The organism is Paenibacillus aceris (genome assembly GCF_017874035.1).
GTDB classification, from domain to species: domain Bacteria; phylum Bacillota; class Bacilli; order Paenibacillales; family NBRC-103111; genus Paenibacillus_E; species Paenibacillus_E aceris.
This window is the reverse complement of the sequence record NZ_JAGGKV010000006.1, coordinates 339310-355216: the sequence shown is the minus strand read 5'-3', so window position 1 is coordinate 355216 and position 15907 is coordinate 339310. Positions and strand designations below refer to the sequence as shown.

12 protein-coding genes are annotated in these 15907 nt (G+C 50.2%); 10 read left to right on the top strand and 2 right to left on the bottom strand.

Features of this window, described 5'->3' with window-relative positions:
• Nucleotides 1-38: 38 nt before the first annotated feature.
• Nucleotides 39-887: a WYL domain-containing protein gene (locus tag J2Z65_RS14480; protein WP_167061389.1), complete on the bottom strand. Its 849-nt coding sequence runs from the start codon at nucleotides 885-887 to the stop codon at nucleotides 39-41.
• Complete coding sequence (locus J2Z65_RS14475) at nucleotides 862-2196, bottom strand: WCX domain-containing protein (RefSeq protein ID WP_167061388.1); 1335 nt, start codon at nucleotides 2194-2196, stop codon at nucleotides 862-864. Before J2Z65_RS14475 ends, J2Z65_RS14480 begins: the two co-directional genes overlap by 26 nt.
• 424 nt (nucleotides 2197-2620) lie before the next feature.
• Here J2Z65_RS14475 and J2Z65_RS14470 point away from each other — a divergent pair, with 424 nt between their 5' ends.
• The 10 genes from J2Z65_RS14470 to J2Z65_RS14425 all read left to right on the top strand — a co-directional run bounded on the left by J2Z65_RS14470 (nucleotide 2621) and on the right by J2Z65_RS14425 (nucleotide 15876).
• The gene (locus tag J2Z65_RS14470; RefSeq protein WP_167061385.1) at nucleotides 2621-3403 is read left to right on the top strand and encodes a nucleotidyltransferase domain-containing protein; all 783 of its coding nucleotides are present in this window, start codon (nucleotides 2621-2623) and stop codon (nucleotides 3401-3403) included.
• A 15-nt stretch (nucleotides 3404-3418) separates the two neighbouring features.
• Complete coding sequence (locus J2Z65_RS14465) at nucleotides 3419-4840, top strand: RtcB family protein (protein WP_167061382.1); 1422 nt, start codon at nucleotides 3419-3421, stop codon at nucleotides 4838-4840.
• A gap of 102 nt (nucleotides 4841-4942) precedes the next feature.
• Nucleotides 4943-6142 carry an ATP-binding protein gene (locus tag J2Z65_RS14460; RefSeq protein WP_240159817.1) on the top strand — a complete coding sequence of 400 codons (1200 nt, stop codon included), beginning with the start codon at nucleotides 4943-4945 and terminating at the stop codon, nucleotides 6140-6142.
• Nucleotides 6143-6172: 30 nt separating this feature from the next.
• Nucleotides 6173-6760 (top strand): RNA 2'-phosphotransferase, encoded by a 588-nt coding sequence (locus J2Z65_RS14455; RefSeq protein ID WP_167061378.1) that lies wholly within the window; start codon nucleotides 6173-6175, stop codon nucleotides 6758-6760.
• Between the two features lie 16 nt (nucleotides 6761-6776).
• Nucleotides 6777-7538: a TatD family hydrolase gene (locus tag J2Z65_RS14450; RefSeq protein ID WP_240159862.1), complete on the top strand. Its 762-nt coding sequence runs from the start codon at nucleotides 6777-6779 to the stop codon at nucleotides 7536-7538.
• Between the two features lie 540 nt (nucleotides 7539-8078).
• Complete coding sequence (locus tag J2Z65_RS14445) at nucleotides 8079-9452, top strand: SWIM zinc finger family protein (RefSeq protein WP_167061374.1); 1374 nt, start codon at nucleotides 8079-8081, stop codon at nucleotides 9450-9452.
• A gap of 24 nt (nucleotides 9453-9476) precedes the next feature.
• Entirely contained in the window at nucleotides 9477-11282 is a 1806-nt protein-coding gene (locus tag J2Z65_RS14440; protein WP_167061371.1) for a HEAT repeat domain-containing protein, read from the top strand.
• On the top strand, nucleotides 11258-12349 hold the full coding sequence (locus tag J2Z65_RS14435) for an ATP-binding protein (RefSeq protein ID WP_167061368.1): 1092 nt from the start codon (nucleotides 11258-11260) through the stop codon (nucleotides 12347-12349). Before J2Z65_RS14440 ends, J2Z65_RS14435 begins: the two co-directional genes overlap by 25 nt.
• Nucleotides 12307-14667: a DUF5682 family protein gene (locus J2Z65_RS14430; RefSeq protein ID WP_167061364.1), complete on the top strand. Its 2361-nt coding sequence runs from the start codon at nucleotides 12307-12309 to the stop codon at nucleotides 14665-14667. Before J2Z65_RS14435 ends, J2Z65_RS14430 begins: the two co-directional genes overlap by 43 nt.
• 3 nt (nucleotides 14668-14670) lie before the next feature.
• Entirely contained in the window at nucleotides 14671-15876 is a 1206-nt protein-coding gene (locus J2Z65_RS14425; RefSeq protein ID WP_167061361.1) for a VWA domain-containing protein, read from the top strand.
• The last annotated feature ends 31 nt before the right edge of the window (nucleotides 15877-15907 follow it).

Here is a 15907-nt window from a genome sequence, read left to right as displayed (position 1 = left end):
GAAAGCCTGCATCTAGGCTTTCTCTTTTTTGTGCATCCTCACACGATACTATTTCTTTTTGCAGTATCCTCATCAGACTCCATGCCCGCAGGCGTCTCATATCTAGCCAAAGCTCTTTGTGCCGACTCCAACATCCTCTTTTGCAAATGCTCGCCCTGTGTGACGCGCACTCGCTTGCCCAAAAAGCGAAGCTTGCTAAGCACGTATTCGGCTTCATTGTTTAAATACTTTAACTGGATCGTATAAGTACCTTCGATTTCGTCATAGTCGACCTGCTTCTCGAAGCAGGAGAAGGCATACAGAATCCGCGACAGTTCTCGATTGTATTCCTTCAGGACGACGATGGTTGCGTGAATATGCCGTTTTTGCAGCAGCTTTTCAATTTGGAACCGGACTTGGGCGGCCCGCTCGGGGGAAAACGGCAAATCATAAACAGCTTCAATGCTGTCGAGCTTCGTACTCATCATCGCACGGTGTCTGAGATGAAACCACAGCAAGTACCAATCTTTTTTGACTTGAGAATATTCTAGTTTATACGGAAAGGCCATTTCATTGGTAAACGTACGCTCATCCTTCACACGGTACGTGATCCTGACAGCGCCTTGTCGTGTAATTACCCTGCGCAGTGTACGCAGCATCGGATGAAACACATGCTTCTCTTTACTTCGGGCTTTCTCCGTAAACGCTTCGGATAAGTCCAAAGCTGTTTCTGTATCCAATACCTTCTGAAGCTTATCCAAAGCAGCCGGTGTGAAGGCATGCGGGGCAGCAGGATGGCTCAGCATCGTTTTTAACCAGGATTTCTCCAGAGAAGTAATCATGAGGGTACCGGAATTTTCCAACCGGGTTATCATGTCATAGTTAAAAATTTTCTCGAACAGGTTCATAATACTCCGCAAGCTCCTTCCACTCTGCAATCATTTCCTTCCGGAATCCGCGAGGTTCCAACACCTCACAACTTGAGCCGAAGCTTCGAATCCATGGCTTTATTTCGGTGGTGCCATTAACGGTGATCTCGTAAACGAATGAATCTTCGTTTTCCTCCGTAATTTCTCCCCACTGACCCTGAAGATGAACGCGGTCTTTGATGAAATTAGGTCCAGAACGGGCCGGGTTATAAAATCTTGCTTTTACCGTAACCGCACGCCCCGTGTCAATGACCCAGCTTAGCTTGATTCGCTCATCCACTTCCATCTTCTTTTCCTCGAAAAAAGCGTTATCGACAGGATCGCCGTGCTCAATTTGTGTCATCCCTTCCATGCGGAATTTCCGGATGCCGTGCCGCGAGTCATGGGCCAGCAAATACCACCGCCCGTATTGGTGATCGTACACAATTTGCAGCGGCACCGCTTTCTGCAGCTTTCCTTCCATTTCCCGTTCGAATAACGGATTTGTATTTTTTGAGGAATAAGCTTGGTTATTTTTGGGGGAGAAGTAAAGGAACTGGACCTTGAGGCGCTGTGTGATCGCGGATAGCAATGTGGATAAGTGCGCTTCGTCCAAAATCCGTGAGTAATAGTGATATTTATAAAGAAACGGCTCTGTCCCTGCCGTTTCGTTGGAAGTGCCTGTTGTGCGGTTCATATGCTTTTTCAGTCCGTCACGCAGCAAATAGCCTTGCACCGACGGGACCTGCGTATTGGCCATAACATCAATAAAATCATATAGATCAAGGAGCTCATCCTGCGTAAGCTCGTAGATGAATGCATTATGTATGCGATAGCGGTAAGGGCGGGATCCGGATGCTTTCGTAATGACCCCGACTTCCTCTAAATATTTCAAGTCGTTTCGAATCGTTTTCTCATCAGGAAGGGAAGCATCGGTGGGGAGCTCTTTACTGCACACTTCAAGCAGTTGAGTCGCGGTCAAAGGCTGCTCATTTAGTGCGGCAAGCAGTGTAGAAATTCGTTGGCTTTCCGACTCTTTCAACGATTTGGCTCGAAATAAAAACAGCAGCATCGGGTCTGTTGAATCGAAATAACTGTAGCGCAGCATATCGGCGAATTCTTTCTTTTGTGTATCCGGCACTTGTTGATGCATCGCAGCGACGACTTCTTTCAGTCGCCGTATCGTCTTATCAAAGGTATGAACCGAGATTCCGAGTCTTTCGGCAAATTGCTGCCGGCTGTACGCTCCGCTTGTCAGAACGAACATCCGCAGAAACTGGATTTCTTTATCAAAGCTTTCCCTAGCCACATAATCCCCTCACTCTTCCTCTAACCTGATCTTATTGTAACAGGGGAACGAATAGGAGAAAATGGAAAACTTTTCACTTGTCGTCATACTTTCGCCATATTCGAAAATGACGACACACGGCAACTATCATCGTGAAAATAAGTATAACTAATCTTTCCGCCGCAGGATGATTGACGTGATGTGGGTTTGACTCGTATGATGTTTGTAAATGAATGGAAAGGAGGCCGACGATATGATTCGCAATCAAATTTCTATCCGTAACCTGACAATGCATATAGGCAACATACCATCGGTCTCGACCGGGTTTGTGACGAATACGTAAGTCCTCTGTGGAGTGACTTCGTTTAAATTTGACATGAAAAGCCGTAGACGATGCTGGTCTACGGCTTTTTTGCGTCCACATTTGGAAGAAAGGGTGAGTACGATGACTTTGGATCTAGAGCATATACATTCGCAGCTTCAACAAATTGAGCAAGAGGAGGGCGTCCGAATCCTGTATGCCTGTGAGTCAGGCAGCAGGGCATGGGGATTTCCCTCCAAGGATAGTGATTATGATGTGAGGTTCATCTATGTAAGACCGGTGGATTGGTACTTGTCCATTTTTGAGAAACGGGATGTCATTGAGCGTCCGATCAGCGATCTACTCGACATCAACGGGTGGGATTTGAAGAAGGCGCTGAATCTGTTTCGTAAATCGAATCCGCCATTGCTGGAGTGGCTGCAATCGCCGATCCCGTATTTGGAGAAGTATCGTATAACGGAGACAATCCGTCAGCTCTCTCCGATCTCCTTTTCCCCGCGATCAAGCATGTATCACTACCTGCATATGGCCAAAGGGAATTTTCGGGAATATTTGCAAGGCGATGTTGTCAAAATCAAGAAATATTTCTATGTGCTGCGCCCGATACTTGCCTGCGAGTGGATTGAGAGACACGGCAGTATGCCGCCGATGGAATTTGAAAAGCTTGTGGAGGAAGTGCTCCCAAACTCGAAATTAAAGCAAGAAATATACACATTGTTGACTCGGAAAAAGGCCGGTGTCGAATTCGACTTAGAGCCGAAAGTATCGGTGATTAACGATTATTTAGAGCGGCAAATCGCTTATTTTGAAGAAACCGCCAAACACATTTCGGTCTCTGGCGAGCAGCAGGATCAAGAATTAGATGCTCTGTTCCGAGAGGCACTGAAGGAGGTTTGGGGTTCATAGAGAGGATAAACAAGAATGAAAGAAAATTATGTACAGCAGGTTCAGCTCCCTTCTGGGGTTGTCCATGTCTATGCAGCGCCTGAGCTGTTTAAAGTGTTAGATTATCAAGTGTTTCAGATGGCTAACAACAATTTGCAGATCCCGAATCAGAAATATATGAGCTATACGCCGGACGTACACGTAGGTGTCGGCACTTGCATTGGCACAACCGCCGCGTGGTATACCCATGATGGGTATGTGTCGCCATCGATCGTCGGCAGCGATATCGGCTGCGGGATGAGGGTGCATATGACGAATGTGCACAAGGATGAGCTGAAAGATGTAAATCTGCGGCGCAAGCTCGTGAAGACGATCGAGAAATACTTGCCTGTGGAGGATCACGCACGAGGTCATTTCTCGGATGTTCGTCTGGAGCATATCGTGACCAAAGGTCTGCACGGCTTGCCGAAAAAGTATATACCGGACGGCTATACGCCTAGGAAGGCGACGTCCCTTACTCATGTTGAGTGCAGCAAATTTACATTGGATGAAAATGTGTTGAACCGCTTTCCCAATGCGGTGTGGCATCGCTCGCATCGTCAGCTCGGCACACTGGGGAATGGGAATCATTTTGCAGAGATTCAGTCCATAGAAATCGCCGAAGAAAACCGCGAGGTAGCGGAAGCTTGGGGGCTGTTCGACGGTCAAGTTATCGTCATGATCCATTCCGGATCACGCGCGTGGGGCGGCTCCGTCAGCCAAGTGTGCAGCAGCGAGATGTCGAAGGTCATGCGAATGCTTGGATTAGGAACCGCTGATCCTAAGCTGGTCTTTGCTCCACTGGGGCATGAGGCTGCGCAGTCCTACGTCAATTTGATGTACTCGGCGCTTAATTATGCCGTTGTAAATCGACATCTCATCGCATATGCCATTCGTGAGGCCGGCAAGGATGTGTTCGGGTCGAAGTTTGAAATGACGACCTTGTACGATCTCATGCATAACTACGCCTGGGAGGAAAAGCATGAGGGCGAGTCTTATTTTGTGCATCGCAAAGGGGCGACGCGGTCGCTTCCTGCAGGGCACCCGGATAATCCGCAGCCCTATATGAACACCGGTCATCCGGCACTGATACCGGGTTCGATGGGGACGGCATCCTATATCATGGTTGGAGCGCCGGGCGGCCAAGCCAACTTTCACTCCATCTGCCATGGCGCAGGCCGTATCCGTTCGCGCAGTGCAACGAAAAGGCTGATTACGCTTAGTGAATTTGCCGCCTCGATGCGCGTAGGGACTGAAGAGGAAATCGTAGTCAACCAAAAGTCGCTAGAATCTATCCTCGATGAATCCCCGCAAGCCTACAAAGATGTCGATCAAATTATAGAGAGTGTTGTCGGAGCAGGTTTGGCTCAGGTAGTTGCGAAGTGCAGGCCCATGGCGACAGTAAAAGGTGCCAAATGAAAATGGAACACAGGATGAAAATAGAGAGAGAGCCTGCAGCGGCTGTATCCGTCCCGAATAGGGCAGGTAGCGGTTCGCTCACCGCGTACGGGGATTATGCTTATGTTTTGGAACGCATTCTTAGCGTGTTTATATGGGCAGCAGTTTGAGCCGTATGTGAGCGATGATGGGAAAGAAGAATACTGGGAGCTGCTGGAACACGATGTGAAAACGCGGTCCCCTCAGGTTCTGCATGTGACCAAAATCTTCGATCACATGGAGTCACGTGCATTCGGAATGGAAGGAGATAGCGAAATATCGGCTTACCGTACATTTCCGACTTTACGGAATAACGTCTTCGCCTATCCGGAATGGGGAATCGCTCTTGCTCGGGTACCCATTTTTCGAATGCATGGGATCGGTGCTGAGGATTTTGTTTTTGCTGTGGATGACGCCAGTCTCCGGCGTTTTTTAGAGCTGGCGCGGCAGCGCCGAAGAGATTTGGATCGGCGGCAGGTGACGATTTTTACAGACGGACCCCATGGTATGGAAAAAGAATTGGCTCCCATTACTCGCATGGTCGACCGCGTAGAAGTCATTATGAAGGATGATGTGAAGCGGGATATTTATAGGTCCATCGATCAGTTTTTCGACGAAGACCGTACCTTTTTCAAGGAATATCAGCTTCCTTACAAAAGAGGTATCCTGCTCTACGGGAAGCCGGGCAACGGAAAAACAACGCTCGTCAAATCTATTGCCGGCAGTGTGAAGGCACCGGTCGCTTACTGGCAAATTACAGAGAATACGTGCAGCGATTCTATACAAGAGGTTCTTCAAGCAGCGGCGAACTTGGCGCCTATGATTCTTGTAATCGAGGACATTGACGCGATGCCTCAACGGGCAAGGTCTTATTTTTTAAACATTTTGGATGGCGCGACTTCGAAAGAGGGTATTTTTCTAATTGGAACAACCAATTATCCCGAACAAATTGATCCAGCGTTAATGAATCGGGCGGGGCGTTTTGACCGAGCTTATGAAATCAAGCTTCCTGACGTTGCGCTTAGGCAGACTTATTTGGAGCAAAAAGGATTCGGAAAACTGTTGAGCGATGACTTGATACGGGTTACGGCGAAGCAAACGGAAGGATTTACTTTCGCCCAGTTAAATGAGTTGTACGCAGCGGCTGCGCTTCAGTGGCATTATGAGCAGAGTGTGGACATAGAGAAGCTGGTGAAGTCAATGAAATCGGATCTGCATAAGGGGCAGACGATGTCGTGGCTGAAGGAAGATTCGGAGGTTAGGGTTGGGTTTGTGGTTAATTGAGATGAGGATAGATGGAAGGATGTGAGTCAAATGGTATCTAATAACATGCAAACAAGCTTAAGTAAGTTGATGAGCAAAATATTGCGGCATTCACCGGAAAAGTTCGGGCTGCTACTCGATTCTGTTGATGGATCTTGCGCAGTTGCAGATTTATTGGATGTTCTTCGTGCTCAGACCAAGTGGTCCGAGCTTAGTGTGAGTGATATGGAAGAGGTTGTAGAGCGCTGTGAAAAGCAGCGCTTTGAAATAATTGGCGATCGCATCAGGGCCAGGTACGGGCATAGCCATGATAAAGTCAGCTATCCAAGCGGGGTTCCGCCTATGGTGCTCTATCATGGTACGAATGTGCAGGCTGCGCCAAAGATTTTGAATCAAGGACTGCACCGCATGCAGCGTCAATATGTGCATTTGTCTGAAGGGCTTCATTTCGCCACACTTGCAGGTAAACGTAGAGGTGAGCTTATCATTTTGAGCATTGATACGGCAAAAGCTTTAAGCGCGGGGATTAAGTTTTATTATGCAGGCAATGAAGTATGGCTTGCAGACACCGTTCCTGCGGAATTTTGCAGCCTTTATGAGGCTGGGGGGGCGAACAGAAGTGAATCGGCAACTGATTGACATTGGCGTTAATTTGATGCATCGATCTTTTGAACGGGATCGGGATGAGGTCGTTGGAAGATCCGTTGAGGCTGGTGTATCGCCTCTTGTTCTGACGGGCACCAGCGAGCGGAACAGCGATGCGGCTGCGCGATATGCGGCGAAATTCCCAGGGCAGCTGTTCACGACAGCCGGTGTCCATCCACACGATACGCGGAATTGCACATCGCGAACGCGGGATACTTTGAGACGATTAGCCAAGATGTCTCAGGTTGTGGCCATTGGCGAATGCGGGTTGGATTACAATCGCGATTTTTCGCCTCGTGATGTGCAGCGCACTTGGTTCGAGGAACAAATTCAGCTGGCTTGCGAGCTGGAAATGCCTCTTTTTCTGCACGAGCGAGAAGCGCATCCTGATTTCGTGCGAATTTTGAAGCCTTACTTGGGAACAGGGAAAAGCAAGGCCGTTGTCCATTGTTTTACGGGGACATTGCAGGAGCTTGATGTCTATCTGCAATTAGGGCTGTATATCGGAATCACTGGCTGGATCTGCGATGAACGTAGGGGCAAACATCTGCGCGAGCTAGTGAAGCGGATTCCGTTGGAGCGTCTGATGCTGGAAACCGATGCCCCTTTTCTGACACCGCGTGATTTACCCGTTAAGCCGCAGGATGGCCGGAATGAGCCGGTGTTCCTTCCTCATGTGGCAGCCACCGTTGCTCATTGTTTAGGTAAAACGGTGGAGGAGGTTGCGGAAGCAACGACGCGTACGGCGAGGGAGTTTTTTGGGCTGCGATGAGCTGGAAGGAGCTTCAGTGAGCTGCGATGAGCTTCATTGAGGCAAGGCCGCGCAGGCTGGGGCTCCCTTGAGCTGAAGGCGAGCCCAAGGGAACTACTGGGCGCTATTTCGGAGAAAAGCGCTCATTTTGCCACTTAGAGGGAACGTTGTTCCTCTATTTGTCTGTTTTGAGCGGGAAACGGGGCTTGGCGAGCAAATAAGGCCCTGTAGTTCCGTCTGGATCTGGAAACTAGCTGATTGTGGCGAAATAGCGGCCTCAGTTTTCCCTTATTCTGAAAGGTGGCACCCCGCTGCCTCGCCACCCAGCACTCTGCACCTTGCACCCTGAACAGTGCCACCCCGCCACCCAGCACCCTGCGACCCAGTACCCCGCCACCCCCTCCTCAATCCCAAAAAAGGAGCTCATAGAGCTCTCTTTTTGCTTTATGTGCACTTTTCATATTCTCGTTCTATTCAAGAAGGAAAAGCCATACCCATGAAAAAGGAAATTCAGGGACTGTGTGGAAACAGTTTGTATAACCAAGTTATGAGGGGTATAAGATGAATTATTTAACGGAAGCGTATGTCGATAGTTTGGCGCTCAACAGCAGTGCAATCAAAAATGGCAAGGATTTGGTGAAGAAAAACAGTTTTCCGCTTCTTTGTCAGTCAGAGGACGGGACAATCATCTTTGGGGAGTGTAAAGGTAGCGGTAAGGATCCGTATCGCTGTTCGGTCGATGGGCAGAAAGAAGGAAGTCCCGTTTTCCGCTGCACTTGCCCGAGCCGGCAGTTTCCATGCAAGCACAATCTCGGTTTGATGTATGCATTTACCTCAGGAAAAACATTTGTCACGGCTCCAGTTCCCCAGGATATTGTGGACAAAAGGGAGAAAGCAGAGAAACGGGAAGAGAAGAAGAAAGAAGCTGCGGATTCTGATGCTGGGATCAGCATTGCGGAGAAGCTCATCCTGCAGCTTGTCACGTCGGGACTTGGCAGCTTGGACAAAAAAGCGCTGCAAACCGCGGACGAGCAAGCGAAGCAGCTAGGCAATTACTATATTCCGGGAATTCAAGCGGCCCTGAGAGGTGTGACGCTGCAATTTCGCGCTGATGATACTCGCGAAGCCCTATATCCCATCGTTATCGAGCAGCTCACTACCCTGCAATCACTGATCAAGAAAAGCAGGGAATACCTGAACAGCAGACTGGAAAATCCAGATCTTCCAATCGATTCGGAATCGACAGTAGAGGAGTGGATTGGGCATGCTTGGCAAATCGCAGAGCTGCGAGAGCAAGGTCGGGTTCGGAGGGATGCGGAACTGCTGCAGCTTGCTTTCCGGTCCTATTCGGATCAGGCGAGGGGGGAGTTCATCGATGAGGGATACTGGTCCGATCTCCATAACGGACAAATCCACCTTACAAGAACCTATCGCCCCTTCCGAGCTGCGAAACACATTCGTGAAGAGGATTCCATCTTTCAAGTCGTGCAAGCAAGTGAGCTTGCGCAATACCCTGGCGAGCTGAACACAAGGGTGCGTTGGGAGGAAGCGACGTTCCGCGAGGCTAACCCGTCCGATTTTCAAAAAGTCATCGCCACAGCCCACAGATCATTCCCAGAAGTCATCAAGCAGGTGAAGAACTTGATCAAAAATCCGCTTTCTGACAAGCATCCGGTCGCGCTGCTGCATTTTGCGGAAATGAAAAAGACGAGTGCGTCTTATGTTCTTTTAGATGAACAAGGTAAGCAGCTTCCTCTTGCGGACATTGCGCATCTCAGTGAGGCTACGACCTCGTTGCTGCCGATGCTGCACAAGGGGCTGCTGCAAAATCAGGCATTGTTGGTTATGTTTGAGCACAATTGGAAGCAGAACAGGCTTGAGGCGCAGCCTTTAAGCATTGTAACTGCCAATGAAGTCGTTCGATTGCTCTATTGATGAAAAGAATTAGGAGACGATTCCATGAGTATAGATGTACTGTTTGAACTGCAGCATGAGGTGCGTCGCTTGTTTATCGCGGGGAGCGGAATGGCGGCAGGCGATTTGCGATTGCAGAAAATGCTTCCTCAGCTGCAAAAGCTAGGCGAATCGGCGCCGGTTTTTACCCGGATGGCGCAGGCGGTTAGTCAAGTTTTGGAAGCGGAAACGAGCAGTTCAGCGGGGAAGCTGCTGGAGCTGGGCACGCTGTTAAATTCGGTGCTGTATACACAGGGGAAAACGGAAACGAAAGAGGATCTCGTCCCTGTAGAGGGAACGGAAATCGTACTTGCAACCTCCATTCCTTACCGCAAGCTGCAACCGCTAATTGAAGCGTTGACACAAAAGGGGCAGGGCAGAATGGAGCAGCTTCGGCTGGGATACGACGAGAAGTTATTTCATGATTTCCGCGTCATTCCTGCGGCTGTTTCTGCATTGGATGACAGCTATGCGGAAATTCCCGATTTTCTGCACCGCAAAGTACTGCCTGCACTGGGAACAGCAGCGCTTCCGGCGTTACAGCAGCAGCTTAAGCTGGATGGCGGCAAAGGTGACGCACGCCGTTTGGAACTTATTCATGCTTTACTCCCTGCTTCGGAGAAATTAGATCTTCTTCTTCAAGCGGCGGCAGGAACGGAAGTGCGCTCCATGGCGATTGAGCTTCTGGGCGATTATCCGGATCAAGAGGATTTTATGTTGGAGCAAGCTGACGATAAGAAAAAAGAGATCCGCAAAGCGGCTTTATTCGCTTTGTCACGTCTTGGAACCGAGCAAGCGATTGCTCGTTTATACAAAGCTCTCAATTCCAAGGATCAAGATATTGCTATTGAACCTATCCAAAATTGCAGAGCCAACGACCTGACACTCCGCATCATACGTCATGCAACTGAGACGCTGGAGCAAATTGTTCAGCGCACGAACATCGCGGATTCCGCACAGTTGTTGATGGCAGACATCCGCAGTTTACAAGGCAAGAGAGTGCCTGAGGTAGTAAATTTGCTGGAAACATTGCTGTCAACGCCTGGTTTTATCGTGCCTGAAACAGAAGCTGTTCAAGAGGCGGCTGCCGATCTTTTGCTTCAATTGGATTTGCCTGAGGCAAACCGTTTTGCGGTTATGCTTCATGAGGCCTTCAACCGCAAATTTATTGGGTATAGTTTGAGAGCAGCAATTAAAATCCTGCCTCCAGAGGATGTCTATGAACGATTTTGCCATGACTTGAAGGATAAAAAGCAGCCTGCAGCCAAGGAATTGCTGCGTGTTTTGCATGAAGTAACTCCCTCGCTGCATAACCAAGTACACGAGCATGTGACTTCGCCTGATTTTGGGGAATGGGACCCGAGATGGGTGCATCTGTTTGTCAAACTGGACGAGGAAGAGCTGGTATGCCGGTTCGCTCGGGAGCCTGACCCCAAAGTGACAGATTATCTCGTCAAAAAGTGCGAAGAACGGCCTAACTTTAACGCAACGAAAACGACGCATCTCCTGTTAATATTATTTCGGCAAAATTACGCGGATACGCCTAAGCTCCTCATGGATATCTTGGAGAAAGCCGGAAATAAGCAGTTTTATTACTTGGATCGTATTCAACTTACACTGCTGTCGCTGCTTCCAAGGTCCTATGCAGATAGGCTGAGTCAATTCGCTGAAGGATTATCCTATCAGGGGATGAAAACTCAATTGCTGGATATCGCAGAAACGATAGCGGCCAAGCCGGAACAAGCTAATCATTTAGAAACGGAAGAGAAGGGACAGGGATTATGGGGATGGATCAGAAGCAAGATGTCGTAAGATTACCTTCCGAAAGGCTATACCTGGAGGAGCTGGAAGCTTTAAAGAAATTGGATCAGGATGCGAAGCCAGCCGGATGGCAGCTTTCTCCGAAAGCTGTACTAACGTTCCTGACAGGCGGACAGGTAAAGGGTGTTCATATTACGCCCAAATACATTGGGAACAAAAGGCTTGTAGAAATGGCGATCGCGACACTTTTGACGGACCGGGCTCTCATGTTGATCGGGGAACCGGGGACGGCGAAGTCATGGCTTTCGGAAAATTTGACGGCAGCTATTACCGGGGATTCCAGTAAGGTGATTCAAGGAACAGCAGGGACCAGTGAGGAGCATATTCGATATTCTTGGAACTATGCAATGCTGCTGGCGCAAGGTCCTTCGGATACAGCCATTATCAAAAGCCCGATATTCCGGGCGATGGAAACCGGCGGAATCGCCCGTTTCGAAGAGATTTCACGCTGTGCGTCTGAGGTGCAGGACGCCTTGATCTCGATTCTATCGGAGAAGACGATCTCGATTCCGGAGCTAGGCAGAGAAGTATTCGCGGCCAGAGGCTTCTCCATCATCGCAACAGCGAACACGCGAGACCGTGGCGTGAACGAGATGTCTGCGGCTTTGAAGCGACGCTTCAACATCATTGTGCTTCCGTCACCTTCAGATATCGAGACGGAAGTGGAAATTGTCCGCAAGCGGGTTAGTGAAATATCCGCCAGCTATGAGCTGAAAGCAACGCTCCCGGACGAGGAGGCGGTGCGGAAGGTTGTGACGATTTTCCGCGAACTGCGCAGCGGAACGACGCTCGACGGCAAAGAGAAGGTGAAAGGGCCGAGCGGTGTCATTTCGACGGCTGAAGCGATCTCGCTGCTGACGGGCAGCATGGCGCTTGCGGGCAGCTTCGGCAGCGGCAAGATTACAGAAGAGGATATGGCGGCCGGGCTGCAGGGAGCGATTGTGAAGGATGAAGAGAAGGATCGTCTCGTTTGGAAGGAATATCTTGAAAATGTGATGAAAAAGCGGGGATCGACATGGAGAAATCTGTACTTCGCGTGCTCGGAGATGAACAACTAGCTCACAGTTCGGGGTTTCATGTTTTCGGTATACGGCATTTATCTCCTGCAGGTGCTTACCATCTCCTTGCTTTCTTGGATGACATCAAGCCGACAGCTGTGCTCGTCGAAGGGCCTAGCGACGCAAGCCCGTTTATCGAAGAGTTATCGTCGAGCGGAGTTGTCCCGCCGGTTGCTATTTTAGCGTACACGGATGGATTGCCCGTAAGAACCTTGTTGTATCCTTATGCCGCATACTCACCTGAGTATCAGGCTTTTCAATGGGCAAGCAGAAATGCTGCGCAGGCTGAGTTTATAGATTTGCCTTCTGAGCATGCGTTGGCCTTGTATGAGCAAAGGCAGAGCCAAATATTTTCCGCTGAAGATGCAAACGCCGGCGATTTTCGGACGTATGTCCGCGAGCAGAGGACACTTTATGAGCGGCTTGCTGAGTTGTCGGAAGAACCGGATTACGAGGCTTATTGGGAGCGGAATTTTGAGCATAATCTAGAGAAAGACGCCTACCGGCAAGGGATCTATCAATTTTCATTGCAAATGCGGGAGCTAACCGCTCGGCAGGAGATGAAGCTTGCACCGCAGGAAGCGGCTTACAATGAGATTCGGGAAGCGTACATGCGGCGTAAAATTCAAGAAACCATAGCATCCGGTCACGCCCCTGAGAAAATCGTCGTCGTTACAGGCGCACACCATGCATCCGCCATGGATTTTCGTTTCCCTGCCATGACGGACAAAGAGCTGAAAGGGCTGCCCAAAACGACAACGAAGCTTACGTTGATGCCTTATTCCTACTATAAGCTTTCGTCGCATTCTGGCTATGGGGCTGGGAATCAGGCTCCTGCCTATTTCGAACTCTTCTGGCAGTGTCTGCAAAAGGGGGATCTGAAGCGGCTCCCTGCTTTGTATTTTTCGCAGGCAGCCGCTCATCTCAGGGAGCACGGGACGCATAGATCTACAGCTTCGCTCATCGAGGCAGTAAGGCTGGCGGAGGCGCTAGCTGCTTTGCATGAGGGAAGTCAGCCAACGTGGAAAGATTTGCGGGACGCGGCGACAGTCTGTCTCGGTTATGGGGAGCGCTCGACTATTGCCGAAGCCTTGGCAAGAACGGATATCGGCACAGCTATCGGCAGGTTGCCCGAAGGCGTTAGTCAGACGCCGATTCAAGACGACCTGAACAGGGAGCTCAAGAGGCTTAAGCTTGAGAAGTATAAATCAACGGTAGCCGCAACGCTGGAGCTGGATTTGCGTGAAAACCGCAGGGTGAAATCAGAAGAAGCCGCGTTTCAGGATTTGAAGCGGTCTATTCTCTTACAGCGGCTGGAGCTGCTGGGCATTAGCTTTGCCAAGAAGCAAAGAGTGAACCAAGCCTCCGCTTCTTGGGCGGAGATGTGGGTGCTGCAATGGACGCCGGAAGCCGAAATCCAGGCAGTGGAGTCAACCCTGAAAGGGGAGACGATCGAGCTGGCGGCTGCTTTCGTGCTGAAGGAGCGGCTGGAGGAATGCCGCGATATTGCAGAAGCTTCGCGCATTATTCGGATCGCCTGTGATTGTGATTTGACAGAGCTGATGGCGCAAGCCAAATCCACGCTGCAAGGACTTGCTGTGGATGCGGGCAGCTTTGAGCAAGTAGCCCTATCTGCTTATGAGTTGTCGGTTTTGATCCGATATGGATCCATCCGCCGAATTGAAACAAGCAGCCTTATCCCGCTGCTCCAGCAGTTGTTCCTTAGAGGAACGCTGCTGCTCATGGACGCTTCCAGCTGCAACGATGATGCCGCTCATGGCGTAATTCATGCTATGCAATCGCTCCATACCATTGCCCAAGACGAGTTCGAAGTAGTGGATGACGGGTTGTGGTTTAGTAAACTTCAAGAGCTGGCTTCGCGCGATGACCGCAATGCGAAATTGTCGGGCCTCGCCTTCGCTATTTTGCTTGAGCGTAACGAAATTCCGGATGATCGTGTAGCGCAAGAAGTGTCTCGCCGGCTCTCACCGGGGATTCCTGTTGATCTTGGGGCAGGCTGGTTCGAAGGGATGTCAATGCGCAACCGCTATGCTTTGCTTTCGAGGGTGACGCTTTGGCAGCAGCTTGATGCGTATATCGGATCGCTGGACAAAGAGGCTTTCCATCGTTCACTTGTTTTTCTGCGGCGAGCATTTGGTTCGTTCGAGCCTCGGGAGAAGGCAGCGGTAGCTGAAATGATGGGCGATATCTGGGAGGTTGACGCAGATATAACAGGAGCTGCATTGCAGCAGCCTTTAAGTGAGGAAGAGAAGGGGAAGCTGGATGAGCTCAATGATTTTGATTTTGGAGATTTGTAGCCTATGACAACGATCGATCAAGAACAATTGAACCGTTGGCGGCTGATTCTGGGTGCGGCTTCCGAAGAAAAGCTGCAGTCTTACGGCTCCGGCAGCGCCATTCTCGACGAAGAGTCGAGGCTTATGGATGAGGCGCTGGCTGCCATCTATGACGACACTTCGGTCAGCGGCGCCAGTACCGGACCGGATGCAGGCGGCTCCCGTCAAGCAGGGCTGGGAGCATCGTCCCCTAAGCTCGCTAAGTGGCTAGGCGATATCCGTACTTTTTTTCCGCCGGATGTCGTGTCCGTCATCCAAGCTGATGCCATCGAGCGCAAAGGCTTGAAACAGCTCCTGTTTGAGCCTGAGCTTTTGTCCCAAGTGAAACCGGACATCCAGATGGTAGCCACGTTAATGGCGCTGAAAGGCAAAATACCGGAGAAAACGAAAGAAACCGCGAGGCAGCTAGTCAAAGCTGTTGTCGATGAAATCGTCAAGCGGCTTTCTCAGGATTTGCGTCGGGCGGTTACTGGTGCGCTAAATCGGAGGCAGCATTCGCCGCTGCCGTCGGCCACAGGACTGGATTGGAACACAACCATCCGCAAAAATCTCAAGCACTACGACAAAGAGCGCGGGCTCCTGCTGCCGGAAAAGGTGTATTTCTTCGACCGTGCCCGCCGAAGCAAGGAGTGGACGGTCATCCTCGATATCGACCAGAGTGGTTCAATGGCGGGATCTGTGATATACGCGTCCATCATTGGTTCGATATTTGCCAGTATGCCGGCACTGGATACGCGTGTCGTTGCTTTTGACACCGAGGTTGTAGATTTGAGCGAGCAGTGTGCGGAGGATCCCGTCGATATGCTGTTTGGCATTCAGCTTGGCGGAGGGACCGATATTAACAAATCCGTCTCCTACTGTTCATCTTTTATCACGGAGCCGAAGAAAACGCTGTTTATTTTGGTCTCGGACCTCTATGAGGGCGGCAATCGAACGGAAATGATGCAAAGGCTTGTCGACCTGCACGAGGCTGGTGTGAAAACGATCTGTCTGCTCGCTTTATCCGATCAGGGTGTGCCTTCCTATGACGAAACGGTTGCCAAAAAGCTGTCCCAACACGGTATTCCTTGCTTTGGTTGTTCGCCGGATAAGCTGCCGGAATTAATTGAAGGGGCTTTAAAAGGGCATGATCTTTCGGTGCTTGCGGAGCGTGTGAAGCAGGGGAAATAGGGAGGGGGCGAATCTTTTGAATCATTTCAGC

Bases quoted from the DNA above. Each gene is read 5' to 3' on its own strand.
- J2Z65_RS14480 (WP_167061389.1), bottom strand. From the start codon at position 887: ATGAACCTGTTCGAGAAAATTTTTAACTATGACATGATAACCCGGTTG.
- J2Z65_RS14470 (WP_167061385.1), top strand. From the start codon at position 2,621: ATGACTTTGGATCTAGAGCATATACATTCGCAGCTTCAACAAATTGAG.
- J2Z65_RS14465 (WP_167061382.1), top strand. From the start codon at position 3,419: ATGAAAGAAAATTATGTACAGCAGGTTCAGCTCCCTTCTGGGGTTGTC.
- J2Z65_RS14460 (WP_240159817.1), top strand. From the start codon at position 4,943: ATGTTTTGGAACGCATTCTTAGCGTGTTTATATGGGCAGCAGTTTGAG.
- J2Z65_RS14455 (WP_167061378.1), top strand. From the start codon at position 6,173: ATGGTATCTAATAACATGCAAACAAGCTTAAGTAAGTTGATGAGCAAA.
- J2Z65_RS14450 (WP_240159862.1), top strand. From the start codon at position 6,777: ATGCATCGATCTTTTGAACGGGATCGGGATGAGGTCGTTGGAAGATCC.
- J2Z65_RS14445 (WP_167061374.1), top strand. From the start codon at position 8,079: ATGAATTATTTAACGGAAGCGTATGTCGATAGTTTGGCGCTCAACAGC.
- J2Z65_RS14440 (WP_167061371.1), top strand. From the start codon at position 9,477: ATGAGTATAGATGTACTGTTTGAACTGCAGCATGAGGTGCGTCGCTTG.
- J2Z65_RS14435 (WP_167061368.1), top strand. From the start codon at position 11,258: ATGGATCAGAAGCAAGATGTCGTAAGATTACCTTCCGAAAGGCTATAC.
- J2Z65_RS14430 (WP_167061364.1), top strand. From the start codon at position 12,307: ATGGAGAAATCTGTACTTCGCGTGCTCGGAGATGAACAACTAGCTCAC.
- J2Z65_RS14425 (WP_167061361.1), top strand. From the start codon at position 14,671: ATGACAACGATCGATCAAGAACAATTGAACCGTTGGCGGCTGATTCTG.